Origin of the sequence: Amycolatopsis sp. cmx-11-32 (genome assembly GCF_047608695.1) — a bacterium.
In the GTDB taxonomy this organism is placed as follows: domain Bacteria; phylum Actinomycetota; class Actinomycetes; order Mycobacteriales; family Pseudonocardiaceae; genus Amycolatopsis.
Genome location: NZ_JADNQN010000001.1, coordinates 655,708 through 678,448 on the forward strand (window position 1 = coordinate 655,708; position 22,741 = coordinate 678,448).

Here is a 22,741-nt window from a genome sequence, read left to right on the forward strand (position 1 = left end):
GAGTTGGCGAATGGAGTAGTTACATGATCGCGCAAGGTGTCCACGAACGGATTACTTGCGGATCTCCAGGGTGCAGCACTTCGGGCCGCCACCCGCCTTCCTGAGCTCGGAGATGTCGACGAAGACGACCTCGTAGCCGCGTTCGGTCAGCCGAGCCGCCAAAGCGGTCGCTTCGACCGGCAGGACGACGTTGCGTCCGTCGGACACCCCGTTCAGCCCAAAGCACGCCGCGTCGGCCCGGTCCGCGATTACGGCGTCCGGGAACATCCGCTCCAGCACCTTCCGCGACCCGGCCGAGAACGCCTCCGGGTAGTAGACGATCTGGGCGGGCGCGGCGTCGGTGGCCTCGGCGAGCACGAACAGCGCGGTGTCGAGGTGGTAATAGCTCGGGTCGATCAGCCGCAGCGAGACGACCGGGACGCCGAGGACCTCCTGCGCTTCGGCGTGCGCGGCCGGGTCGGTCCGGAAGCCGGTGCCGGCGAGCAGGACCTTGCCGGTCCAGGCGAAGTCGCCTTCGGCCTCGTTGATCTTCTCGGGCATGGTGAGGTCGCGGTAACCGTGTTCGACGAACCAGCGGCGGAAGTGCTCGGCCTCGGCGGTGCGCTGCGGGGCGCGGAACCGGGAGCCGAGGACGCGGCCGTCGACGACGGTGCCGGAGTTCGCGGCGAAGACCATGTCGGGCAGGCCGGGCTTGGCGTCGATCTCCTCGACCGTGTGGCCCAGGCGTCGGTAGGTGTCACGGAGTTCGGTCCATTGCGCCATCGCGGTGTCGACGCTGACCGGGACGGAAGGGTCCATCCACGGGTTGATGACGTAATCCACCGCGAAGTATCGCGGCGGGCACATGAGGTAGCGGCGCGTCGTGGGCACACGGGGCTGCTCTAGTACCGGCATACTCGAAGGGTAAGGTTACCCAATTCCGCAATCAATCGCTGTTCGCTGCGCATATACCTGCTAAACATTGCGTGTGAACACCATCGACCAGCGAATCGTTTCATGTTTGATGGCCAACGCGAGGTCCAGCTACGCCGACATCGGGAAAGTCGTCGGCTTGTCCGCGCCCGCAGTGAAAAGACGGGTCGACAGACTGCTCGAAACCGGGGTCCTGCGCGGTTTCACCGCGGTCGTCGACCCCGAGGCGCTGGGCTGGGGCACCGAGGCGTTCGTCGAGATGACCTGCAACGGCAACATCACCCCGGCCCGGATCCGCGCCCGGCTGGAACCGTTGCCGGAGGTCGTCGCGGCGTACACGGTGTCCGGCGCGGCCGACGCCATCGTCCACCTGCGCGCTTCGGACATCCACCATCTGGAGACCGCGCTGGAGCGGCTGCGCGGCCTGGAGATCGTCGACCGCACGGTCTCCACCGTCGTCCTTTCCCGGCTACTGGAACGCCCGCCGACCCCCGAGGCATGAAACCCTCGACACCGTGACCGATCAGATCCGCTCCAGCCATGACGGCGGCGTCGCCGTGCTCACCATCGACGCGCCCTCGACCCGCAACGCCCTGACCCTCACCCTGTCCACCCAACTGTCCGAGGCCGTCGCGGGTGCCGAAGCCGACGAGAGTGTCCACGCACTGGTCATCACCGGTGCACCACCGGCCTTTTGCGCGGGCGCGGACCTCGACACACTCGCCGGCGCACGGGAGGACGGGCTCCGCGCGATCTACGACGGCTTTCTCTCGGTGGCCCGGTGTTCCTTGCCGACGATCGCGGCGGTCGGCGGTGCGGCCGTTGGCGCCGGACTGAACCTCGCGCTCGCCGCGGACGTCCGCATCGTGGGACCGAGGGCGAAGTTCGTGGCCAGATTTCTCGACTTGGGCATCCACCCCGGCGGCGGGATGACCTGGATGATCCAACGGCTCGTCGGCCCGCAGAAGGCCGCGGCGATGACACTCTTCGGAGAAGTCGTCAGCGCCGAAGCCGCTGTAGAAGCCGGGCTCGCACTCCGCCTCGTCGAAGGAGATCTGATCGAGGCCGCCCGTGAGCTGGCACGACCCGCCGTCGACGCGCCTCGCGACGTCCTTCTCGTGACGAAGCGCACGCTTCGGCACACTGCTTCACTGACCGACCATTCGGCCGCCGTAGACGCCGAGATCGCGCCGCAGCTCGCGTCACTCGCCGCGCCCGCATTCACCGAACGGCTCGCCAAGCTCAGGGCGGCGATGACCGGCCAATGACCGTTCCTCGACCGGACTTCACTACGCTGGAGGGAGATACGGCTCACAATCGAGGCAGATCATTAACCGTTACCATCGGTAACACATAAACCGGAAAACCCCCGCTCAGCGACGAGCTCAGGACACTCGAGAAGTAGGTCCAGGCCATTGCATGCGGCAACCTGGGAAGTGTCCCGAGGACTAACCTCGGGAGATGGCACCTGTGACCTGGCCGACATCGCCGGGCGAGGCACGCCGGTCTCCGGCGCTGCCGGGGACGACGCACGTCGGGAGAGAGGGAATCCCTGACTTATGAGCACGAGCGCGAACGGCGACGGCTCCTTGTCGGCCGTGAGGCCCACCGAGGTCGCCAAGCTGGACCGGGTGGTCATCCGGTTCGCCGGCGACTCCGGTGACGGCATGCAGCTGACGGGCGACAGGTTCACCTCGGAGGCGGCCGCCTTCGGCAACGACTTGTCCACCATGCCGAACTTCCCCGCGGAGATCCGTGCGCCACAGGGGACCATCCCGGGCGTCTCGAGCTTCCAGGTGCACTTCGCCGACTACGACATCCTGACGCCGGGCGACCGGCCGGACGTCCTGGTCGCGATGAATCCTGCGGCGCTGAAGGCGAATCTCGCCGATGTTCCGTCAGGCGGGACGATCATCCTGAACACCGACGACTTCACGAAGCGGAACCTGGTCAAGGTCGGCTTCGAGAACGACCCCCTCGACGACGACACCCTTTCGGCCTATCAAGTCCACCGGGTGGCCATGTCGACGTTGACCAGAGGCGCACTCGAAGAGACCGGACTGTCCAAAAAGGACGCTGAGCGCGCGAAGAACATGTTCGCGCTCGGGTTGCTCTCCTGGATGTACCACCGGCCGACCGAAGGCACGGAACGCTTCCTGCGCGAGAAGTTCGCGAAGAAGTCCGACATCGCCGAGGCCAACATCCTGGCCTTCCGGGCGGGTTGGAACTACGGCGAGACGACGGAGTCGTTCGCGACGACGTACGAAGTCGCCCCGGCGAAGCTGAACCAGGGCACGTACCGCCAGATCACCGGGAACACCGCGCTGGCGTACGGACTGGTCGCCGCCGGGCAGCAGTCCGGCCTGCGGATCCTGCTGGGCACGTACCCGATCACCCCCGCGTCGGACATCCTCCACGAGCTGTCCAAGCACAAGAACTACGGCATCCTCACCTTCCAGGCCGAGGACGAGATCGCCGGCATCGGCGCGGCGCTCGGCGCCTCCTACGGCGGCGCACTGGGCATCACCTCGACGTCCGGGCCCGGTGTCGCGCTGAAGTCCGAAGCACTCGGCCTCGCGGTGATGACCGAGCTGCCGCTGGTCGTCGTCGACGTCCAGCGCGGCGGCCCGTCGACAGGGCTGCCGACCAAGACCGAGCAGGCCGACCTGCTGCAGGCGATGTTCGGCCGCAACGGCGAGTCCCCGGTCCCGATCGTCGCGCCGCTGTCCCCCGCGGACTGCTTCGACGCGGCGCTGGAAGCCACCCGGATCGCGCTGAAGTACCGCACGCCGGTCTTCCTGCTGTCGGACGGCGCGATCGCGAACGGCTCCGAGCCTTGGCTGATCCCGGATGTCCGGACACTGCCGGATCTGCGGGTGGAGTTCGCCACCGAGCCGAATGCCGAGGACGGTTCCGGGGAGTTCTGGCCGTATGTACGCGACCCCGAGACCCTCGCCCGCGCGTGGGCGGTGCCGGGCGCGGCCGGTCTGCAGCACCGCATCGGCGGGCTGGAGAAGGCCGACAAGACCGGCCACATCTCCTACGACCCGGACAATCACGAGAAGATGGTCCGCCTGCGGCAGGCCAAGATCGACGGCATCGACGTCGCGGACCTCGTCGTCGACGACCCGAGCGGCGGCGGGGCACGCGTCCTGGCGCTCGGCTGGGGCTCCTCCTACGGGCCCATCGGCGCCGCGTGCCGCCGCGTCCGCAAGGAGGGCATGCCGATCGCGCAGGCGCATCTTCGGCACCTCAACCCGTTCCCGGGGAACCTCGGTGACGTACTCCGTTCGTACGACACCGTGGTCGTCCCCGAAATGAACCTCGGGCAGCTTTCGATGCTCTTGAGGGCGAAGTACCTCGTGGACGTGAAGTCGTACACCAAGGTCGCCGGGCTGCCCTTCAAGGCAGAGGAGCTGCAAGGCGTGTTCACGGAGATCATCACCAGTACGGAGGCGGCGAAGTGACCGCGATTGACCTGGGGATTCCTACTCTCGGCGGCTTGGATCTCGTGCCGTCCGACACCGAACCGCAGAAGGCGAAGGACTACAAGTCGGACCAAGAGGTCCGCTGGTGTCCCGGCTGCGGGGACTACGTCGTGCTCAACGCCGTGCAGTCGTTCCTGCCGACGCTCGGCCTCAAACGCGAGAACATCGTGTTCATCTCGGGGATCGGGTGCTCGTCCCGGTTCCCGTACTACCTCGACACCTATGGCATGCACTCGATCCACGGCCGCGCGCCGTCGATCGCGACCGGCCTCGCGACCGCGCGGCCGGACCTGTCGGTGTGGGTCGTCACCGGTGACGGCGACGCGCTGTCCATCGGCGGCAACCACCTGATCCACGCGTTGCGGCGCAACGTGAACATCAAGATCCTGCTGTTCAACAACCGGGTCTACGGCCTCACCAAGGGCCAGTACTCGCCGACGTCCGGGCCGGGCATGGTCACCAAGTCCACCCCGATGGGCTCGGTCGACACCCCGTTCAACCCGCTTTCGCTGGCGATCGGCGCCGAGGCGTCGTTCGTGGGCCGCGCGCTCGACTCGGACCGCAAGGGCCTCACCGAGGTGCTGGAGGCCGCCGCGAAGCATCGCGGTTCGGCACTGGTGGAGATCTACCAGAACTGCCCGATCTTCAACGACGGCGCGTTCGACGTCCTCAAGGACAAGGACGAAGCCGCGAGCCGGCTCATCGCGCTGCGGAGCGGCGAGCCGATCAAGTTCGGGCCGCAGGGCGAGTACGGCGTCACACGCGGCGGCTGGGGCGGACTGGAGGTCGGGAAGGTCGCGAACATCGGCGAGGAGAACCTTGTCGTGCACGACCCGGCGATCCAGGACACCGCGTACGCGTTCGCGCTGTCGCGGCTCGGTGACCAGAACCTGAACCACGTGCCGACCGGCATCCTGCGTCAGGTCTCGCGGCCGACCTACGACGACCAGGCACGTGCCCAGGTCGAGGAGGCGCGCGCGGCGAAGGCGCCGAACCTGCAGTCGCTGCTACGGGGCAAGGACACCTGGACCGTGCTCAGCTGACACTGGGGTGCGGAAACGTAATAGAACGGGACTTTCCTTGCGATTTCGCAAGGAAAGTCCCGTTCATCACATCTCTGGGACTCAGCTGAGGGGACGGAACCCCACGCGCTCCGCGTCCGAAGCGGTCCGGAACCACACCTCGGCGACCATCTTCGGGAACGAAGGCGAGTCCTCGGTGCAGTACCGCAGGGCCGTCACGCTGGCCTTGACCGCGAAGTCGTCGGCGGGACGCCCACCGCCCGGCCGAGGCATCGCCGAACCGGGACCGAACGGGCCGGGCGGAACGGACTCGGCCACCGGAGCGGCGGTCTGCCGTGCGGGCGGGGGCTCCGGCGCGGGCATCGCGTCGCCCGGCTGGACGGCGGGCTCGAACAGCGAGCCGCTCCGCCCACCGGACAGGTCAGGCTCGCGGCGCTCGATCGCCCGCATCGACGGCTGGATCGGCTGCGGCGGCTCGAAACCGCCGCGCACAGCGCCTCCTCGCGGCGTGCGCTTGGGCAACACCTGGGTGGCCTCGGCGGGCGTCTCGGGCTCCGAGCCGAGGAGGCCGGCCTGCGCTTCTTCGTCGGAACCGAAGGCGTACGCGGGCGGGTTCTGCAGCTCTTCTTCCCGCTCGAACCAGTTGGTCTCGATGGGCGCCTGCTCCGTGTCCACGCGCGACGCGGGGTTGAACAACGAGACCGGCTCCGGCTGCGTCTCGACGCCTTCCGGGTCCAGCTGCATCTCCAGGCGGGACCGGTACGGCACTTCGCTCGGCAATACCGGCTCGGGCTCGGGTTCCGGCTCGACGTCCAGTTTCGACGCGGGCTGGAGGTACTCGGTCGCCGCGGTGGCGTACGGGTTCTCCGGCTCGGGCTCTGATTCCGGCTCCAGCAGGGCCGCCGGAATGAACTGCGTCCGCTCGGCGGCGGGCTCCGGATCAGGCTCCAGGTCCGCCTCGGGCGCGGTGCGGTACTCGGCCTCGTACTCTTCTTCGGGCTCGAAGGTCTGCGTCGCGGCAGGAACGTGCTCCGGCCCCGGCTCCTCGGCGAAGTCCTCGTGGACGTCCTGAGCGGGCTCCGGGGTCTGTTCCTCGACAGGTTCGGACCACGGCTGCGCGGGCTCCTGCTCGGTGAGGGTCTCGGGGTACGCGGGCGTCGGCTTCTCGGCGGCCGCGAACTCCTCGTCCAGCTCGTCGTGCGACGGCTTCGTGAAGTACGCGGTCCCGCCCGCGGCGGCCGCGGCCCCCGCGCCGAAGCTCACCCCGGCGGGCAACCGGGACGTCTCGGCGTGCGCGGTGGTCAGCGAGCTTTCCAGCTCACGGATGCGCTTGCGCGCGGGAAGCACCAGTACCAGCCAGGTGAGCAACGCGCCGACGACGAACGCCAGCAGGCTCCACAGCCAAACCTGTCCGAAAATGGACATCTAACCTGCCCCTTGTCAATGCGTTCGCTCGACCAGGTAGTCGGCGACCGATGCGCAGGCGTCCCGGGCCGGCGACACGGGCAGCGCCGCGAGCTCGGCACGCGCCCGACGAGCGTAGTCGGAAAGAGTTTCGCGTGCGCGTTCGAGTCCGGACGAGACCCGCAGCAGGTCCAGGGCCTCGGCGACGAGCTTGTCGTCCGAAATCGGGCCCGAAAGCAGCTCGACCAGGCGCGGGTCGGTGGCCGGATCGGCCAGCGCGTACAGCATGGGGAGCGTGCGGACACCTTCGCGGAGGTCCGTGCCCTGCGCCTTGCCGAGTTCGTCCGAGGCCGAGGCGATGTCGATGACGTCGTCGGAGATCTGGAACGCCGTCCCGATGATGTCGCCGAAGCGTCGAAGCGCGTCGATGTACTCATCGGGGGCACCGGACATCATCCCGCCGAAACGGCCGGAGGTGGCGATCAGCGAACCGGTCTTCTGTGCGATCACCGTGAGGTAGTGCTCGACCGCGTCGTCGCCGTCGGCCGGGCCGACCGTCTCGCGCATCTGGCCGGTGACCAGCTCACCGAAGGTCTCGGCGATGATCCGGGCCGCGTCGGTGCCGAGGTCCGCGACCAGCCGTGAGGCGTGTGCGAACAGGAAGTCGCCGGTCAGGATCGCGATGGTGTTGTCCCAGCGGGCGTTGACGCTCTCCGCGCCGCGGCGCATCGTCGCCTCGTCCATCACGTCGTCGTGGTACAGCGTCGCGAGGTGCACCAGCTCGACCGCCGCGGCGGCGGTGACCACCTGGTCGCCCTGCTTCGGCCCGAACTGCGAAGACAGCAGCGTGAACAGCGGACGGAAACGTTTGCCCCCGGCCTCGACCAGATGCGAAGCGGCGTCCTCGACGGCCTTGACGTCACTGCGGACGACTTCACGAAGGAGGGTCTCGACGTCGGCGAGACCGGTCGCGAGGGTGCGCAGGAGCTGTTCGTCGTCGATCTGGAGCCCCACGGACGCGCGCAGGTCCTCGATGGCACCACCTGGGGCAGGTGAAGACACAGACACGTCGGCTCCGCTCTCTTTGACACCGGTTCGGGATTGCTTCCAGCGTAGTGGCTACCCACTCGGGCCTGTTGACGTGCTGTCCAGGGGAAACGGTGACGAATATGACACCCCCGCCGAGTATCCTGCGGCTCATCGCACGAACTGGGGAAAAAGCATGACGACACCGGATGATTCCGGCGAAAGACCGGCGTGGGCGCCTCCCGCCGAAGACCATCGGGAGCAGCGTTCGACGGTGTGGATCACCGTCATCCTGTTCGCCGTGTTCATGGTGGTGATGCTGGTCGTCGCCGCGCTGGTGGTGGGCGGCGTGAAGGAGTCGAAGGCCGGCGCCGGACAGACCCGCCAGCCGACCGTCTCGGCGCCTTCCGCTTCCTCCGCGCCTTCGACCTCGCGTCCGCCCGTGCCGATCCGAAAGTACGAGACGGCGGACAACCCCCTCGTCGCTCCCGGCGTGACCATGCCGAAGGTGACCTGTGAGCTGCCGAGACTCGGGCGCGCGAAGGAGAAGCTGGAGGCGTTCTACCTGGCTCTGCTCCCTTGCCTGGAGCAGGCGTGGCATCCCACCCTGACCCAGGTCGACGAGCCGCGGATCCCGGTCGAGGTCACCACCGACGACGTCGAGACCACTCCCTGCGGCGCTCCTCCGCCCGCTGCGGAGGCCATGGGCTTCTACTGCTCCGAGGGCCCGACGATCTTCGTCCCGTTGCCGAGACAGCTCGAATACGGCGGCCCCGACCTGCTGACCCAGCTGTTCCTGCTCGCCCACGAGTACGGGCACCACGTCCAGGAGCAGTCCGGCATCATGTCGAAGCACGACGCGCTCTACCGCGAGGCCGACGGTGACCAGACGAAGATCCTCGACCTGAGCAGGCGGCTCGAACTGCAGGCCGACTGCTTCAGCACCCTGTTCCTGGCCAATGCCGCCGGCCGCGGCTCGATCGCCGCCAAGCTCCTCACCCCGCTCAAGCAAACCGGGCTCGAGGCCGCGGACAGCGAGACCCACGGTTCGGCGAAGAACGGCGCGTTGTGGCAGAAGCGCGGCTTGAACGCAAAGGACACTTCGGCGTGCAACACCTTCGCGGCCCCGGCGAGCGAGGTTTCCTGAAAGCCTGAGGTCAGCGGCGCCGAACTTTGATGTCGTCCATGCAGGTCGCCTTTCCCGCGACGTCGCGGTACGGGTAGCCCTTGGCGTCCAGCAGTTCCATGACCTTCAGTTCGGCCTCGTCGAGCACGTCGCGCTCTTCTTCGCCCACCAGCGTGATCCGGAAGGTGAACGCGCCGAGGTGGGCGCTGTAGGTGAACAAGCCGTCCTCGGTGAACCCGATCGCCTGGTGCTGATCCAGCTCGGCGAGAAGCCGAGCGCGGGTGTCGGCGTCGGGGTGGTCGAACTTGCCGTTGACGAGGACGCGGTAGGTCGGCATGAACTCGAATATACAGAACTGTATCCGAATGCGAACCTGAATATCCAATGGGTGTCCATGATCCACGGTCGAGTGAAACGACCGGCACGCGCGCAACGATCGAATCCGACACGCAGATAGTGATGACACGAGGAAGAACGGCCAACCCGGCTCGGTCTCCATCACGTGAGGAGAACGCCCATGCGCGCCACCGTCGCAAGTCGGGCCGGCCTGGTCGGCGCGCTGCTGCTGGCCGGTCTCGCCGCCGGAGTGACACCTGCCGCCGCGGCCAACCCCGCGGGCGTCGCCTCGCTCGGCTCCGCAGCTTTCACCAAGGGCAGTTCCGCGCCAGTCTCGATCTCGTCACTCGGCGACTGCGCGGTCGAGGGACCGACGAGCAACTCGTCCGGTCCCGTGGCGAGGACCGGGATCACGTTCGGTGGCGGCACGACGACGTGCGTGACCACGGTCGCCACCTCGATGAATGGCATCACCACGACGAAGTCCGAAGCCAAGGGCAAGGGCTTCGAGCTGTCGGCACTGGCCTCGGCGGGCGGGCCGCGCATCGCCGTCGGCAACTACACAGTCTCCTGTTCGGCGACGCAGAAGAACACGAGCGCGAGCTGGACCTACAGCGCGGCGAGCGGGCTCGGCACCCTGCCGCAGCCGGTGCCGGCGGGCTACGTCAAGCCGCTCACCAAAGCCGACGGGACCCTGCTCGCCGAGGTGATCTTCGCCGAACAGCACCTCCCCGGCAACGGCAGCATCGGGCTGACCGTGCTGCGGATCAAGTTCGCCCCCGCCTCCGGCATCGCCGGTGAAGTGGTCATCGGGCGCGCGGCCTGCTCCCCCACCCCCTAAGCCATCACGCCAGGGAAAGGGGCGCCCGGGGCCATCCCGGGCGTCTCTTTTCTACCCTGGCTTATATAAGTCTACGCTGATACTTTGGCCGCAGCCGAGCCAAGGAGGACACCCATGGTCGACGTGACCAGCCACCTCAACTCCGTTCAGCGCGAGCTGGGCAAGCGCGTGGTCGAAGCGGGCGAGGCGGTGACGGCCACCGTCTGCCAGGTCTACGACACCGACCTCGACGACCTCTGGAACGCCTGCACCAACGCCGAACGTATCCCGCGCTGGTTCCTCCCGATCAGCGGCGAACTGCGCGTCGGCGGCAAGTACCAGTTCGAAGGCAACGCGGGCGGAACGGTCGAACGCTGCGATCCGCCGAAGAGCTTCGCCGTGACCTGGGAGTACGGCGGTGACATCAGCTGGGTCGAGGTCCGGTTGAGTGCCGAAGCCGAGGGGCGGACGCGGTTCGAACTCGACCACACCGCCGTCGCAGGCGAGCACTGGAAGCAGTTCGGCCCGGGCGCGGTCGGCATCGGCTGGGACATGATGCTGCACGGCCTCGCACTGCACCTCGAATCCGGCGAGGCCAACGACCCCGAGGCCGCCATGGCCTGGATGGTGAGCGAAGACGGCGTCCGGTTCATGACGCTGAGCAGCGAGGCCTGGTACGAGGCCGACGTCGCCAACGGGACCGACGCGGCCACCGCCCGCACACGTGCCGACGCGACCCTCGCCGCCTACACCGCGCCGCCGGAGAGCTGAAGGTCTTCAGCGAGTTCCGGGGCGCGAAGCAGGTCGATGAGTTCGTCGTCCTTACGGAACACGGCGCGGGCGCCGGGCATCCCCGCCTGCCGGAGCATCGCGTGCAGGACGTCGGCGTGCGGCTGGTCGAGCAGGGTCCAGACCATCGCGCGCCGCTTCACGTCGTCGTCCAGTTCGCGCGCGGTCCACCAGCCCGTGACGAGCGCGCTCACCTGGGTGACCGCCGTTTCCCGACCACGCGCCAGTTGCGCGCGGTTCAGGCCGCACACCTTGATCGTTTGCTCGCCCTTTTCGGTCAGCGCGCGATAGGTCCCGATCGACAACACCAGGAACAGGTGCTCCAACGGGTCTTCGGCGGTCGGGTCGATCAGCAGGCTGTTGCCGTAGTCGTCGACGGGGAACAGGTCGCGCTTGTGGTGACTGTTGCAGTATTCGCAAGCGAGCACGTGGTTGAGCCAGTCGAACGCGCGCCCCGGATTCCGCGCTATCGGCTCGAAATGGTCCACAGTGGACCCGAGGCCGTCACCGCAGTACATGCAGTACCCGCGACCGGCGGCCATGACGTCCAGTCCCGCCCGCAAAGAACGCCGCACAGCACGGGAAACCCGCCAAAGCCGTCGCGCTTCTTTGCTGTCACCCGACGGGATCCGCGTGGTCAGGTCTTCAAGGTCGGCCACCACCCGCTCCGGCAGCGCGATCCGGCGGATCCCGATCACCGATCGTCGGCCTCCAACCGCCTGGCCACCTCGTCGACCCGGCTCGGCGGCGAGCTGCTCAGCATGTCCCGGAGACGTTCCCATTCCCGGACACCGTTCGCGTCGGCCCGCCCGGAAGCCACCTGGAACTCGAGCTCGGCGAGGTGTTCGCGCAGTTCGACCGCCTGCGGCGAATAAGGCGTGTCCAGGCCGAAGAGGTCGGAGAGCACGGCGTCGTCCCCCGTGCCGAACACGACCCGTTCGTACAGCTCCTCGGAGACCACCCTCGGCGGGACTTCCTCGTCCGGCCCGGAAAGCCGGATGAGCCCGCCGGGATCGGCGGCCTGGCAGACGTACGGACTGTGCGTGGTGACGATGAACTGGATCCGCGGGAAATGCGCCTTGAACCACGGGCCCATGCGTTTCTGCCACGACACGTGGAGATGGGCGTCGACCTCGTCGATGATCACGACACCGGGACTCTCGTGATCGAGGCCCGCGCCGTCGAGTTGCTTGAGCAGGTCGACCACCAGCGCGGTCACCGTGCGGTAGCCGTCACTCATCTCGCGCAAGGGGAAACGATCGCCCCGGTATTCGACCCAGAGCCCGTCCGAGTCGACGTCCCGGATCCGGTAGCCGCCGGGCAGGAGCCCGTCACCGAGGATCTCCAGCGCCGCGTCCTTCAACTCGCGGGCGCCCGCTTTTCCTTCCAGGGCGCGAAGATGCTGGTTGATCAGCCAGGTGACGCCCTCGGCGAGCGAGGCGTCCTCGTGGAACAGGCTGGCCATCCGCGCCAGCGACCCGGCGCCGCGCATCCACGACTCGGCCTCCCCGCTGCCGCCCGCGAGCCGCCGGAAGGGTCCGTAGGCCGCGCAGAACGGCTGGCCCGGCGGGAGTCCGGAGATCGGCAGCAGGCCGGAGTCGAGCCAACGGACCTCGACCGGCGCCGGGCCCTCCTCGCGCATCACCGACAGCTCGATCGACCCGGATGTCTGGTCCGTCGAGATCCAGCTCCCGGCGTCCGACAGCAGCCCCCAGGCCACGTCCGGTGCCGCCGCGACCGCGATGGCGCGCAGCAGCGAGGTCTTGCCAGAGCCGTTGCGCCCGGCGAGCACCACCCAACCGGGGCCGGGCAACCGGAGGTCCACGGTGCGGGCACCGCTGAAGCCGCGGATGTTCTCCAGCCGGACCCGCTCGATGTACATGAAGGAAGCTTACGACGGCGCGGACGTCACCTGGTCACCCGAAAGTGGGTCGCCATTCGCCAATTCCATCACAGTCCGCACCCGCGACGTCCACGGCCGAGACCGCCTTCGAACGCTCCCAATCGTCGATGCCCCGCTCCCACTCGGGCGAGATCGTCAACCGGAGATTTCCGCGCGCGTCGAGATTCCCCAGCGGCGAGACGTAAAGGAAGAACTCGCGATCGTCCTTGGAGCGGAACGTGAAGCCCGGGTTTCCGCTGAACGAAGTCCGCTGGTGATCTTTGAAGGTCCCGTCCGGATCCGCGAGCCACTCCCCCGGCGCGCCACCGTTTCGCGGTGGCCCCGGCCTCGATCTGCAGCCGACGCAGTGGCTCGACGAAGTAACAGGTCCCCGGCGTGGCGATCGGCTCGAAGTCCAGCCCGAAAGTCTTCTTGACCGCGTCGCGGAACACCGCGCCGGCGGCGAGGATCAGCTCCGCGCCCGCGGGCACTTGGGCGTTCATGGCCGGATCGCAGTTCTCGCCCCCGCTGTGGAGACCTAGTTCGCGCAGGCCCCGACTCGGGCGTTGTCCTGACCGTCCGGCGGATAGACCAGCTCGCGAGGAAGCTTCGCCGCACCGGCGGTGGCGAAGTCGCGGAGGAGTTCGCAGTCCTTGCTCCGGCTTCCGGGGCCGATCTCGAACTTGATCGCCCGGTGGAAGCTGACCGGGACTGTGACCGCACAGCCGCTGACTCCGCCCTCACGGCGGGTTTCGAACTGGCAGGCCTTCACCCCGCCCAGGTCGACTACGGCTCCGTCGTTCCGGAGCGACGTGTGCCGCGGGTCCATGTCGTGGACGATGAGTACCTCGTACTCGTCGCGGACGAGCGAACAGTGCTTCCTGCCGTCCTTCACCTTGGGCTCGCGAGTAACGGGCCGGGTATCGCCCGCCTTCCTGCGGTTGGCTGCCATTTCGGAAACTGCGGTCGCGGTGGGGTCGTGGCCACGGAATCCATACATGCCGTCAACAGCCCGACGAGTACTGCGCCGAGAATCACTCTTCGAACTTTATTACGCAGAGTATGCGCAGGTCACCTGTCACTCAGCAGCATGTACCCCGCCATTCGGGACCATTCATACGATCGATTTCACGGATAGTCACCATCATCCACCACGCTATTCAGGAGGGAACGGAACTTTATGCGGACGTGTTCGCCGCCTCCGGAACCCTGGTAATCTTCCCGGCGTCGGATTACGCAGGGTGCATCGCGGATAACGCGCCTTGTAGCCACGGGAGGGGCACATGACGACGGTGACTTCGGGGCGGGTTCGCCCATTCAGCGGGGATCGATTCTGGGCGGCGGGGGTGCATGGCCGTGCCTGAGGGATCACCTGTCTACCAGCCAGGCTTCAACCCGGATTCGATCTGCAAAGCCCCGCCAACCGGCGGCTCCTACGGCACACCGGTAGCGGACGGCGCGGGGTTCAAGTACGACGAGGCGACGCTTCACGAACTGGTGAACGAGTGGAATGCTTTAGCCCAGGAGTACACCGACGACCTTGAACATGCAGAGTTCATCGTCAAGGTCCGACCTCCGGGCTGTGAGTACGCGAGCGGGGACAATGCCACGATCACGCAACAGTCCGGTACTGCGCTCATGGAAGCTCTCAATCAGCGCATCACCTACTGCAAGAACATGGCCGCTAAGTACATAGCTGCTCTCGGCAAGTACGCCACCGTAGACGAGCATGCCAAAACGGTCATCAACCAGCAGCCGAAGGGCATCTTCTGATGCAACGCACCGCCCTGATGCTCAGCTTGGCCACTCTCGCCCTCGCGGCCTGTTCCAACCCCACCACCAATGGCACGCCCACGCCCACAAGCGGTGGATCAAGCTCACCCCCCTCAACCTCGACCAGCCTGCCTTCAGGTGTCCCCAAGGTCGAGCACCCGATTGATGTGACGCGATTCAAGCAGGACCCTTGCACCGCGCTGACCAAGACGCAGGTCGAAGACCTCCTCGGGTCGCCTAACACCGAAACCGTGCCTCGTCCAGACGGTGAAGCGGGCCCGGCATGCAGGTGGTCCATTCCTTCAACGGCTCAACCCCGCGTCAACGTGATCTTTGGCAGCTCTCCAGACGGCGGCACAGCTAGCGTCTATGCGGCCAAGGGGAACACCTACAAACTGGTCGAACCGCTCGAGTCAATAGACGGATACCCAGTGACCGCTTACGGCGTCGTCGACCGCCGCGCTGAGGGCGCCTGCTCGGTGTCGTTGGGAATCAGCGACACCGAAACGGTCGGCATCGCAGCAACGCAATCCACTGCGAACGTCGGCAAGAAGGATCCCTGTGCTGCTGCACGTGAAGGTGCAATCAGGGTGCTGGCCACCATCCGAGGGGGCAACTGATGCCGGCAGGACCACTCACCGCCGCCCAGATCTACGAACAGGTCACAGGTGGCGAAGGCACCGGGTCACTGTCTGAGGCACAGGCGCGTGCCTACAACCTGACCGTCAAGCACCACGAACGGGCGCAGAGGCTCACCGTGCTTGCCCAGAAGACCGCCTCAGGCTGGCAAGGCGGAGCGAGCAGCGCGGCCGTGGACGCGACGAAGCCGCTCGTCGAAGCCTCGATGGATGACGCGATGCATCTGGCCCGCGCTCAGAGCGCCATCACCGCGCAGATGGGCGCGTTCGGGTCGGCGAAGAACTCGGTCAAGCCGGTGCCGCCGGAGCAGCCCCAGCCCACGGCTCAGGACGCGATCGACCTGATGGAGGGCAAGCCCGTCGGTTACTTCGACAAGGTCAAGGGCTACCAGGCCGACAGCCAGCACAACATCGACACCTTCGCGACTTACCATTCGGCCAGCACTTCCAATGGTGACGAGCTGCCCGCCCAGTACGCGCAGCTCACCGATCCCGGCGGTTCCGTGACTCTGGATGACGGCAGCTCCGGAAAGCCGTCAACGAAGGGGTTCGGCGAGGATGGGCGCGAGCCCGGCATCGGCGAGCCGTATCGCGGACCGAGTGGGCCCGGCGCAACAGGTGGGCCGGGGCCCGGCCAGAGTGATCCGGGTCAAGGCAACGCTGGGCACAGCGGCCCCCAACCCGGCCACGGCCCCCAGCCGGGCGAGTCCCAGCCCGTCCAGCCACACCCTGTCCAGCCCCATCCGGGCGCGCAGCAGCCCGACGACGGAACCCGCGCGAACTCGTACACACCGCCCCAGTCCAACCCGATCGTGCCACCGGCGGCGAACCTCGACTTCGGGCCGACCGGCAAGCCGGGCACCGGGTACAACCCGCCCGGCACCTTCCCACCCGGATACGGGCCGTTCGGTCCAGGAACGAGTGGCCCCGGACCCGGCGGCCCGGGAACGGGTGGTAGGTCGCCGGGAGGTCCGGGTGGCGGCTACCGAGGCGGTGTCCCAGGCGTGCCAGGCGGTCCAGGGCAGCCCGGCATGGGCGGCCGCAGCGGCGCCGGGATGCCGGGCGAGGGCGTCGGCGGGCGAGGCACCGCGGGAGCGGCCGGAGCAGCGGGCCGGGGCGGGGCGAACGGGATGCCGATGGCGCCCGGCGCGGGCCGAGGGAAGGGCGAGGACGACAAGGAGAAGAAGGCGCCAGCGTACCTCCAGAACCCAGATCCTGACGAGACCTTCGGCGGCTACACCGAAAAGCCGATGCCGCCGGTGATAGGCGAAAAGAAGATCTAGCACCACAGTCCCAGGGGAGGGAGGCACGTGGTGCTCGCGCGCCCGGTCGAGATCACGCTCGACACCTTGCTGACCGCGTTCCGTCACGCGGGCTGCGGAGATCCGCATCTCATCTTCGCGGGCGGCCTGCGCTACATCCCGCCGTCGGCACGAAACGGCGAGGACAGGGCGGCGTTCGAGGAACTCGGTGGGCTCGGGTTCACCGAGGGCAGGCGGTTGACCAGTGACTTCGAGGACGTCCTTCACATACTGGACCGGCCGAACACCGAGTACTACGCGACCGTGCGGACGGAGACGGAGCAGTACAGCGCGCTCGTCGCCGTTCGCGGGCGGGCGGCGGTGACCGCGATCTGCGAGGGCGGCCGGGTGTGGCTGAAAAGCGTGCGGACCGCCGATCGCGCGGCGGCGCTCGTGCTGAACCTGCCCGAGTACCCGCCGGCGCGATTCGCCCCGTTTTCCCTGCCACAGGACAACTTCAAGCTCGGTGCCGGGAGCGACCTCTACGACGAACCCGAGCCCCGCAGCCGGGAGGCGCGGCGCCTGGACGAGGTCTTCGAGCAGCCGTATTTCGGCGTCGGGTTCTTCGCCGCGGCCAAGCGCCCCGACGGCGGAAAACGCATCGAAGCCACTGACGGCCTGACGTACCTGGACCTCGACGCCGGACGGGTCGCCATGCACGTGGCCGGTTCGCCCCGGAACCGGTACATCACCGTCTTGCCCGGCGAACCCACGCTACTGGCCCAAAAGGTCGCCGCGTTGCGGGCGAGCCTCGATCACTGAGCACGACTCGAGCAGGCGCACCGATCGCACGGGATCCAGTGCCATCGCGTCCACAGTGGACTGAAGGTAGGGCTCGACATCGTCGGGCCGATGCAGGAAAAGCCCGGATCGCCGATGCTCCAAGTACACCACCGGCCGAGAAGGGGATCACCCGCCGTTCGATGGTGGACCGTTCGGCCATCGAGACGAGATGTCGAAGCTGGTTCGCCATCACCCGACGCCCGCCGATCTGGCGGGGCAGCGCCCCTTCATCGAGGTAGGCGATGAACTTCTTGCGCCCCAGCACCAAGGGGCGGTGATCGAGGCGTTGCTGTTCTTGGTCATGGACCACTATCGAAGTCCGGCCTGACACGAAAAAGCCCCCTCACGACGGCAAGGGGGCCTTCTCGTACCGAAAGAACTACTTGAGGGCGAAACCGCCGGAGCCCGCCCAGTCGAGGGCGAACGCTGGGACCAGCCCGAGCACCAGCGTGACGATGACACCGAGCGTGATCGCCGTCGTGGTGAACGCGCCGGGCACGGTGACGGTCGGACCGTCGGGCGACGGCTCGGAGAAGTACATCAGCACGATCACCCGCAGGTAGAAGAACGCGGCGACGGCGCTGAAGATCAGGGCGACGACCACCAGCGGCGCCATCCCGTCGGACAGGGCCGCCGAGAACACCACGAACTTGCCGACGAACCCACTGGTCAGCGGGATCCCGGCCAGTGCGAGCAGCAGGAAGGTGAACACCCCGGCCAACACCGGAGACCGCTTCGCCAACCCCGCCCACGCGGACAGGTGCGTCGCCTCGCCGTTCGAGTCCCGCACCAGCGAGACGACACCGAAGGCGGCGAGCGTGGTGAAGCCGTAGGCCAGCAGGTAGAACAGCGTGCTCGACAGGCCTTCCTCGGTCATCGCGATCGCACCCACGAGCAGGAACCCGGCGTGCGCGATGGACGAGTAGGCGATCATGCGCTTCACGTCGGTCTGTGTGAGGCCCAGCACCGCGCCGATCAGCATCGAGATGATCGCGACGCCCCAGAGTACGCCGCGCCATTCCCAGCTGGTCGATTCGAACGCCACCGAGAACACCCGCAGGATTCCGCCGAACGCGGCGACCTTGGTGCAGGCGCCCATGAACGCGGTGACCGGGGTCGGCGCGCCCTGGTAGACGTCCGGAGTCCAGGTGTGGAACGGGCCGACCGAACCCTTGAACAGCAGGCCGACCGCGAGCAGCCCGAGCCCGGCGAACAGCAGTGTGTCCGACCGGTCCGAACCGGCGGCGGCGTTGGCGATGTCCGACAGTTTCACGGAGTTCGCGTAGCCGTAGAGCAGCGCGAGACCGTAGAGGAAGAACGCCGACGAGAACGCGCCGAGCAGGAAGTACTTGACCGCGGATTCCTGCGAGAGCAGGCGACGGCGCCGCGCGAGACCGCACATCAGGTACAGCGGCAGGCTCAGCACCTCGAGCGCGATGAACATGGTCAGCAGGTCGTTGGCCGCGACGAACGACATCATGCCGCCGAGCGCGAACAGCGTCAGCGGGAAGACCTCGGTCTGCATGCCGGTGGTGCCGACCTGCGCGCGGTCCTGCAAGGTGCCCGGGCGGATACCGGCCTGCGCGACGAACGCGCCGCCCGGCTCGACCGAGCGGTCGGCGATCAGCAGCAGCGCGCCCAGCGCCAGCGCCAGCAGCGTGCCCCACAGGAACAGCGACGGCCGGTCGACGGCGATCGCGCCGCTGAACGTCGTGATGCCGTCCTTCGGCGCGGACGAACTGGCGTACCAGACGAGGAAGACGCCTGCCGCCCCGATCCCGAGCACGGACAGGAGTACCTGCGAAGGCCACCGCATGTGCTTGGGCAGGAAGGCTTCGAACAGCACGCTGACGCATGCGGCGCCGAGGATGATCAGGATCGGCGTGACGGCGAAGTAGTCGATCGACGGCACCTTCACCGGTGGCGCCTGAGTCAAGAAGAGCACGGTTTACTTGCCTCCCTGCACGGACGACATGGTCGCCTGCACCGACGGGGTGATCGTGTCGAGCACCGGCTTGGGATAGAACCCGAGCGCGATGATCAGCACGACCATCGGCGCCAGGATCGCGATCTCCTTGCCGCCGAGGTCCTTGATGGCTTTGGTCGCACCGAGTTCGGGGGCGATCGCGGTACTGGTCGCAGCCGGCGACCGATCGATGGCCGGGGTGGGAGGCCCCGTCGGGGCCGGCGACAACAACGCGTCACCGCGGACGGGGCCCTGCATGACGCGCTGGTAGAGCCAGAGCACGTACGCCGCGGCCAGCACCATGCCGACCGTCGCGATGATCGTGTACACCGGGTAGTCCACAAAGGACCCCAGCAACACCAGGAACTCACTGATGAAGGAGTTCGTGCCGGGCAGGGACAAAGTGGACAGACCGGCGATGAGCAGCATCCCGCCGAGCAGCGGGGTCACCTTCGCCATGCCGCCGTAGTCGGAGATCTTGGTGGATCCGCCGCGCGTCACGATGAGCCCGACCACCACGATCAGCATCCCGGTGGCGAGGCTGTGGTTGAGCATGTACGACACCGAGCCGACCATCGCCTGCTCGTTGAAGGTGAAGATGCCCAGCGCGATGAAGCCGAAGTGGGCGATCGACACGTAGGCGATGAATCGCTTCATGTCGCTTTGCCCCGCCGCGAGGATCGATCCGTAAAGGACACCCGCGACGGCGAGCACCAGTACCCACGGCGCGAGTTCCTTGCTGGCCTCCGGGAACATCGGGAGGCAGTAGCGCAGGAACCCGAACGTGCCGACCTTGTCCAGCACACCGACCAGCAGCACCGCGACGCCGATGGGCGCCTGGCCCGCGGCGTCCGGCAGCCAGGTGTGGAACGGCACCAGCGGCGCCTTGATCGCGAAGGCGAGGAAGAACCCGAGGAACAGCCAGATCTGCGTGCCCGTCGGAGCGTCGCGGACGACCGTGACGAGCGTTTCCCAGTCGAAGGTGCCCTTGCCGAGTTCGTCCGACGCCATCGAGTAGGCCCCGATGGCCGAGGCCAGCATGATCAGGCCGCCGAGGAACGAGTACAGGAAGAACTTGACCGCCGCGTACTGCCGGTTCGGGCCGCCGTAGCCGCCGATCAGGAAGTACATCGGGATCAGCATGATCTCGAACAGCACGTAGAACAGGAAGACGTCGGTCGCGGCGAACACCGCGATGGTCAGCGACTGCTGCACCAGGATCAGCGAGAAGTACCCGCCCGCCGAGCGCCCGGCCGGGAGCTTGTCGGTCAGGCCGAGCGAGCCGACCACGATCGGCACCAGCAGCCCGATGACCGCGATCATCACCAGCGCGATGCCGTCGATGCCGAACGAGATGTGGATGCCGAAGTTCGGGATCCAGTCCATCGAGGACTTCTGCTGGATCCGGTCCCCCGTCGGCGAATAGCTCGCCCACAGCGGGATCACCAGCAGGAAGGTCAGGATGGACACCCCGAGCGCGGTGAACGTCGCCAGCCTGTCGTTCTTCTTCATCCCCGCGACGACCGCTGCACCTACCAGCGGCACCAGGATGGTTGCCAGGAGCCAAGTCATCAGGAGAACCTCACCAGCAGGAGTGCCACCAGAAGCAGGAATGTGCCGCCCAGCATGGACAGTGCGTACGAGCGGACGAAGCCGGTCTGCAGACGGCGCAGGCGACCGGATCCGCCGCCGAGCGCGGCGGCGAGGCCGTTGACCGCGCCGTCGACCCCGCGGTTGTCCACGTAGACCAGCGCGCGGGCGAGCCAGGTGCCCGGACGGGCGACCAGCGTCTCGTTCAGGGTGTTGCCGTAGAGGTCGTTGCGCGCGGCCTTGACCACGGCGGAGACCCGCTCTGGGCGTTCCACCGGAACGTCCTTACGACCGACGAAGAGCCAGGCGGCCACCGCACCGAGTACGGAGAGCGCCACGGTGAGGATCGGGACCAGCGCGTGCGGGATGACGCTGTGGCCGCCCTCTTCGAGCGGTCCGACCACCGGCGAGAGCCACTCGGCGAACCTGTCGCCCAGTGCGAAGAACGCACCGGCGCCGATCGAGCCGATCGCCAGGACGATCATCGGCCACTTCATCACCGCGGGGGATTCGTGCGGGTGGAAGTCGCGGCCGTCGCCGCTCTTGATCTCCTTCCAGCGTTCCTTGCCGAAGAAGGTCATCACCATCAGGCGCGTCATGTAGAACGCGGTGAGCCCGGCGCCGAGCAGTGCCGCACCGCCCATCACCCAGCCGCGCCAGCCGCCCTGGCTCAGCGCCGCCTCGATGATCGCGTCCTTGGTGAAGAAGCCGGAAAGCGGCGGGATGCCGATCAGGGCCAGGTAACCGAGCGCGAAGGTCCAGAAGGTGACCGGCAGGTGCTTGCGCAGCCCGCCGAACTTCCGCATGTCGACCTCGTCGTTCATGGCGTGCATGACCGAACCGGCCCCGAGGAACAGTCCGGCCTTGAAGAAGCCGTGTGCCACCAGGTGCATGATGCCAAGCGCGTACGCGATCGGCCCGAGGCCGACGGCGAGCATCATGTAGCCGATCTGGCTGACCGTCGAGTACGCCAGGACCTTCTTGATGTCGTCGTAGGCGCAACCGATGACGCACCCGATCAAGAGCGTGACCGTACCGACGAGGGTGACGACCAGCCTGCCGTCCGGGGTGGCGTTGAAGATCTCGTGCGCGCGGGCGACCAGGTAGACGCCGGCGGTGACCATCGTCGCCGCGTGGATGAGGGCCGAGACCGGGGTCGGGCCCTCCATCGCGTCCGGAAGCCAGGCCTGCAGCGGGAACTGACCGGACTTACCGCAGGCACCTAGCAGCAGCAGGATCGCGATGGCGGTGATCGCGCCGGTGGGGATCCTGTCGATCGCGCCGAACACCTCGGCGTAACCGGTGCTCCCGACGTACTTGAACATCAGGAAGATCGCCAGCGCGAGCCCGACGTCACCGACGCGGTTCATCAGGAACGCCTTCTTGGCCGCGGAGGCCGCGGACGGGCGGTCCTGGTACCAGCCGATGAGCAGGTACGACGCGAGGCCGACGCCTTCCCAGCCGAGGTACAGCGTCAGGAAGCTGTTGCCCAGCACCAGGATCAGCATCGAGGCGACGAACAGGTTGAGGTAGGCGAAGAACCTCGACCGGTCGCGGTCCTCGGCCATGTAGCCGATCGAGTAGAAGTGGATCAGCATGCCGACGCCGGTGATCAGCAGCACGAACGTCAGCGACAGCGCGTCGATCCGGAGCCCGAAGTCGACCTGCAGCGCCGAAACCGGGATCCACGAGAACAGCTTGACGTCCGCGATGTTCTTCGTGTCGGCCGTGAAGAAGAGGATCAGGCCGTAGACGAAGGACAGTGAGACGGTCGCGCTGCCGAGGAGGTGTCCCCAAGGGCGGGCGCGTTTACCGGCCAGCAGAAGAACAAGGGCGCCGAGGGCAGGGAAGGCCACCAGCAGCCACGATGATGCGGTCACTCTCG

Annotated in this window: 23 protein-coding genes; 12 read left to right on the forward strand and 11 right to left on the reverse strand. The window is 67.5% G+C overall.

What is annotated here, in order from left to right; genetic code table 11:
- Positions 1-51 precede the first annotated feature (51 nt).
- Positions 52-894, reverse strand: coding sequence for a dimethylargininase (ddaH, locus tag ACM6LR_RS03255; protein WP_414936022.1), 843 nt, complete (start codon positions 892-894; stop codon positions 52-54).
- Between the two features lie 73 nt (positions 895-967).
- Between ddaH and ACM6LR_RS03260 the strand changes: the two genes are divergently transcribed.
- The 4 genes from ACM6LR_RS03260 to ACM6LR_RS03275 all read left to right on the forward strand — a co-directional run bounded on the left by ACM6LR_RS03260 (position 968) and on the right by ACM6LR_RS03275 (position 5,443).
- Positions 968-1,414, forward strand: coding sequence for an Lrp/AsnC family transcriptional regulator (locus tag ACM6LR_RS03260; RefSeq protein ID WP_005151923.1), 447 nt, complete (start codon positions 968-970; stop codon positions 1,412-1,414).
- 13 nt (positions 1,415-1,427) lie between these two features.
- The gene (locus tag ACM6LR_RS03265; RefSeq protein ID WP_414936023.1) at positions 1,428-2,180 is read left to right on the forward strand and encodes an enoyl-CoA hydratase; all 753 of its coding nucleotides are present in this window, start codon (positions 1,428-1,430) and stop codon (positions 2,178-2,180) included.
- 291 nt (positions 2,181-2,471) lie between these two features.
- Positions 2,472-4,379: a 2-oxoacid:acceptor oxidoreductase subunit alpha gene (locus ACM6LR_RS03270; RefSeq protein WP_414936024.1), complete on the forward strand. Its 1,908-nt coding sequence runs from the start codon at positions 2,472-2,474 to the stop codon at positions 4,377-4,379.
- Positions 4,376-5,443, forward strand: a complete 1,068-nt coding sequence (locus ACM6LR_RS03275; RefSeq protein WP_414936025.1) for a 2-oxoacid:ferredoxin oxidoreductase subunit beta — start codon at positions 4,376-4,378, stop codon at positions 5,441-5,443. Before ACM6LR_RS03270 ends, ACM6LR_RS03275 begins: the two co-directional genes overlap by 4 nt.
- Positions 5,444-5,524: 81 nt before the next feature.
- Here ACM6LR_RS03275 and ACM6LR_RS03280 read toward each other — a convergent pair whose 3' ends face one another.
- Complete coding sequence (locus tag ACM6LR_RS03280; RefSeq protein ID WP_414943129.1) at positions 5,525-6,847, reverse strand: hypothetical protein; 1,323 nt, start codon at positions 6,845-6,847, stop codon at positions 5,525-5,527.
- Between the two features lie 15 nt (positions 6,848-6,862).
- Positions 6,863-7,888 carry a polyprenyl synthetase family protein gene (locus ACM6LR_RS03285; protein WP_414937070.1) on the reverse strand — a complete coding sequence of 342 codons (1,026 nt, stop codon included), beginning with the start codon at positions 7,886-7,888 and terminating at the stop codon, positions 6,863-6,865.
- A 160-nt stretch (positions 7,889-8,048) separates the two neighbouring features.
- Here ACM6LR_RS03285 and ACM6LR_RS03290 point away from each other — a divergent pair, with 160 nt between their 5' ends.
- The gene (locus tag ACM6LR_RS03290; RefSeq protein WP_414936027.1) at positions 8,049-8,999 is read left to right on the forward strand and encodes a neutral zinc metallopeptidase; all 951 of its coding nucleotides are present in this window, start codon (positions 8,049-8,051) and stop codon (positions 8,997-8,999) included.
- 10 nt (positions 9,000-9,009) lie between these two features.
- Here the strand turns inward: ACM6LR_RS03290 and ACM6LR_RS03295 are convergent, their stop codons facing one another.
- Positions 9,010-9,315 (reverse strand): DUF6204 family protein, encoded by a 306-nt coding sequence (locus ACM6LR_RS03295; RefSeq protein ID WP_414936028.1) that lies wholly within the window; start codon positions 9,313-9,315, stop codon positions 9,010-9,012.
- Positions 9,316-9,495: 180 nt separating this feature from the next.
- Between ACM6LR_RS03295 and ACM6LR_RS03300 the strand changes: the two genes are divergently transcribed.
- Entirely contained in the window at positions 9,496-10,155 is a 660-nt protein-coding gene (locus ACM6LR_RS03300) for a hypothetical protein (RefSeq protein WP_414936029.1), read from the forward strand.
- Between the two features lie 114 nt (positions 10,156-10,269).
- The gene (locus ACM6LR_RS03305; protein WP_414943130.1) at positions 10,270-10,905 is read left to right on the forward strand and encodes an SRPBCC family protein; all 636 of its coding nucleotides are present in this window, start codon (positions 10,270-10,272) and stop codon (positions 10,903-10,905) included.
- Here the strand turns inward: ACM6LR_RS03305 and ACM6LR_RS03310 are convergent.
- From ACM6LR_RS03310 to ACM6LR_RS03320, 3 genes are all read right to left on the reverse strand, one after another.
- Entirely contained in the window at positions 10,881-11,621 is a 741-nt protein-coding gene (locus ACM6LR_RS03310; RefSeq protein ID WP_414936031.1) for an HNH endonuclease, read from the reverse strand. The two genes, ACM6LR_RS03305 and ACM6LR_RS03310, sit on opposite strands and share 25 nt — an antisense overlap.
- The gene (locus ACM6LR_RS03315) at positions 11,618-12,805 is read right to left on the reverse strand and encodes an AAA family ATPase (RefSeq protein ID WP_414936032.1); all 1,188 of its coding nucleotides are present in this window, start codon (positions 12,803-12,805) and stop codon (positions 11,618-11,620) included. The genes ACM6LR_RS03310 and ACM6LR_RS03315 overlap by 4 nt, the downstream gene beginning before the upstream one ends.
- A gap of 538 nt (positions 12,806-13,343) precedes the next feature.
- On the reverse strand, positions 13,344-13,757 hold the full coding sequence (locus ACM6LR_RS03320) for a hypothetical protein (protein ID WP_414936033.1): 414 nt from the start codon (positions 13,755-13,757) through the stop codon (positions 13,344-13,346).
- Between the two features lie 398 nt (positions 13,758-14,155).
- Here ACM6LR_RS03320 and ACM6LR_RS03325 point away from each other — a divergent pair, with 398 nt between their 5' ends.
- The 4 genes from ACM6LR_RS03325 to ACM6LR_RS03340 are packed head-to-tail and all read left to right on the forward strand — an operon-like array spanning position 14,156 to position 17,279.
- Complete coding sequence (locus ACM6LR_RS03325) at positions 14,156-14,578, forward strand: hypothetical protein (RefSeq protein ID WP_414936034.1); 423 nt, start codon at positions 14,156-14,158, stop codon at positions 14,576-14,578.
- Positions 14,578-15,198, forward strand: a complete 621-nt coding sequence (locus ACM6LR_RS03330; RefSeq protein ID WP_414936035.1) for a DUF3558 domain-containing protein — start codon at positions 14,578-14,580, stop codon at positions 15,196-15,198. The genes ACM6LR_RS03325 and ACM6LR_RS03330 overlap by 1 nt, the downstream gene beginning before the upstream one ends.
- The gene (locus tag ACM6LR_RS03335; protein ID WP_414936036.1) at positions 15,198-16,499 is read left to right on the forward strand and encodes a PPE domain-containing protein; all 1,302 of its coding nucleotides are present in this window, start codon (positions 15,198-15,200) and stop codon (positions 16,497-16,499) included. The genes ACM6LR_RS03330 and ACM6LR_RS03335 overlap by 1 nt, the downstream gene beginning before the upstream one ends.
- A gap of 27 nt (positions 16,500-16,526) precedes the next feature.
- Positions 16,527-17,279 carry an ESX secretion-associated protein EspG gene (locus ACM6LR_RS03340; RefSeq protein WP_414936037.1) on the forward strand — a complete coding sequence of 251 codons (753 nt, stop codon included), beginning with the start codon at positions 16,527-16,529 and terminating at the stop codon, positions 17,277-17,279.
- Here ACM6LR_RS03340 and ACM6LR_RS03345 read toward each other — a convergent pair.
- Positions 17,206-17,544 (reverse strand): Scr1 family TA system antitoxin-like transcriptional regulator, encoded by a 339-nt coding sequence (locus tag ACM6LR_RS03345; protein WP_414937071.1) that lies wholly within the window; start codon positions 17,542-17,544, stop codon positions 17,206-17,208. The two genes, ACM6LR_RS03340 and ACM6LR_RS03345, sit on opposite strands and share 74 nt — an antisense overlap.
- Between ACM6LR_RS03345 and ACM6LR_RS03350 the strand changes: the two genes are divergently transcribed.
- Positions 17,470-17,628 carry a hypothetical protein gene (locus ACM6LR_RS03350; RefSeq protein ID WP_414937135.1) on the forward strand — a complete coding sequence of 53 codons (159 nt, stop codon included), beginning with the start codon at positions 17,470-17,472 and terminating at the stop codon, positions 17,626-17,628. The genes ACM6LR_RS03345 and ACM6LR_RS03350 overlap by 75 nt on opposite strands.
- Before the next feature lie 51 nt (positions 17,629-17,679).
- On the opposite strand, the gene nuoN is transcribed toward ACM6LR_RS03350, so the two are convergent.
- The 3 genes from nuoN to nuoL are packed head-to-tail and all read right to left on the reverse strand — an operon-like array spanning position 17,680 to position 22,736.
- Positions 17,680-19,245 (reverse strand): NADH-quinone oxidoreductase subunit NuoN, encoded by a 1,566-nt coding sequence (gene nuoN, locus ACM6LR_RS03355; RefSeq protein WP_414936038.1) that lies wholly within the window; start codon positions 19,243-19,245, stop codon positions 17,680-17,682.
- Positions 19,246-19,248: 3 nt separating this feature from the next.
- Positions 19,249-20,838, reverse strand: a complete 1,590-nt coding sequence (locus ACM6LR_RS03360) for an NADH-quinone oxidoreductase subunit M (protein WP_414936039.1) — start codon at positions 20,836-20,838, stop codon at positions 19,249-19,251.
- Positions 20,838-22,736, reverse strand: coding sequence for an NADH-quinone oxidoreductase subunit L (gene nuoL / locus ACM6LR_RS03365; RefSeq protein WP_414936040.1), 1,899 nt, complete (start codon positions 22,734-22,736; stop codon positions 20,838-20,840). The genes ACM6LR_RS03360 and nuoL overlap by 1 nt, the downstream gene beginning before the upstream one ends.
- Between the last annotated feature and the right edge of the window lie 5 nt (positions 22,737-22,741).

Excerpts from the sequence above, each read along its gene's own strand:
- ddaH (WP_414936022.1), bottom strand. The coding sequence starts at position 894 with ATGCCGGTACTAGAGCAGCCCCGTGTGCCCACGACGCGCCGCTACCTC.
- ACM6LR_RS03270 (WP_414936024.1), top strand. The coding sequence starts at position 2,472 with ATGAGCACGAGCGCGAACGGCGACGGCTCCTTGTCGGCCGTGAGGCCC.
- ACM6LR_RS03280 (WP_414943129.1), bottom strand. The coding sequence starts at position 6,847 with ATGTCCATTTTCGGACAGGTTTGGCTGTGGAGCCTGCTGGCGTTCGTC.
- ACM6LR_RS03290 (WP_414936027.1), top strand. The coding sequence starts at position 8,049 with ATGACGACACCGGATGATTCCGGCGAAAGACCGGCGTGGGCGCCTCCC.
- ACM6LR_RS03295 (WP_414936028.1), bottom strand. The coding sequence starts at position 9,315 with ATGCCGACCTACCGCGTCCTCGTCAACGGCAAGTTCGACCACCCCGAC.
- ACM6LR_RS03300 (WP_414936029.1), top strand. The coding sequence starts at position 9,496 with ATGCGCGCCACCGTCGCAAGTCGGGCCGGCCTGGTCGGCGCGCTGCTG.
- ACM6LR_RS03305 (WP_414943130.1), top strand. The coding sequence starts at position 10,270 with ATGGTCGACGTGACCAGCCACCTCAACTCCGTTCAGCGCGAGCTGGGC.
- ACM6LR_RS03315 (WP_414936032.1), bottom strand. The coding sequence starts at position 12,805 with ATGTACATCGAGCGGGTCCGGCTGGAGAACATCCGCGGCTTCAGCGGT.
- ACM6LR_RS03320 (WP_414936033.1), bottom strand. The coding sequence starts at position 13,757 with ATGGCAGCCAACCGCAGGAAGGCGGGCGATACCCGGCCCGTTACTCGC.
- ACM6LR_RS03325 (WP_414936034.1), top strand. The coding sequence starts at position 14,156 with ATGGCCGTGCCTGAGGGATCACCTGTCTACCAGCCAGGCTTCAACCCG.
- ACM6LR_RS03330 (WP_414936035.1), top strand. The coding sequence starts at position 14,578 with ATGCAACGCACCGCCCTGATGCTCAGCTTGGCCACTCTCGCCCTCGCG.
- ACM6LR_RS03335 (WP_414936036.1), top strand. The coding sequence starts at position 15,198 with ATGCCGGCAGGACCACTCACCGCCGCCCAGATCTACGAACAGGTCACA.
- ACM6LR_RS03350 (WP_414937135.1), top strand. The coding sequence starts at position 17,470 with ATGTCGAAGCTGGTTCGCCATCACCCGACGCCCGCCGATCTGGCGGGG.
- ACM6LR_RS03360 (WP_414936039.1), bottom strand. The coding sequence starts at position 20,838 with ATGACTTGGCTCCTGGCAACCATCCTGGTGCCGCTGGTAGGTGCAGCG.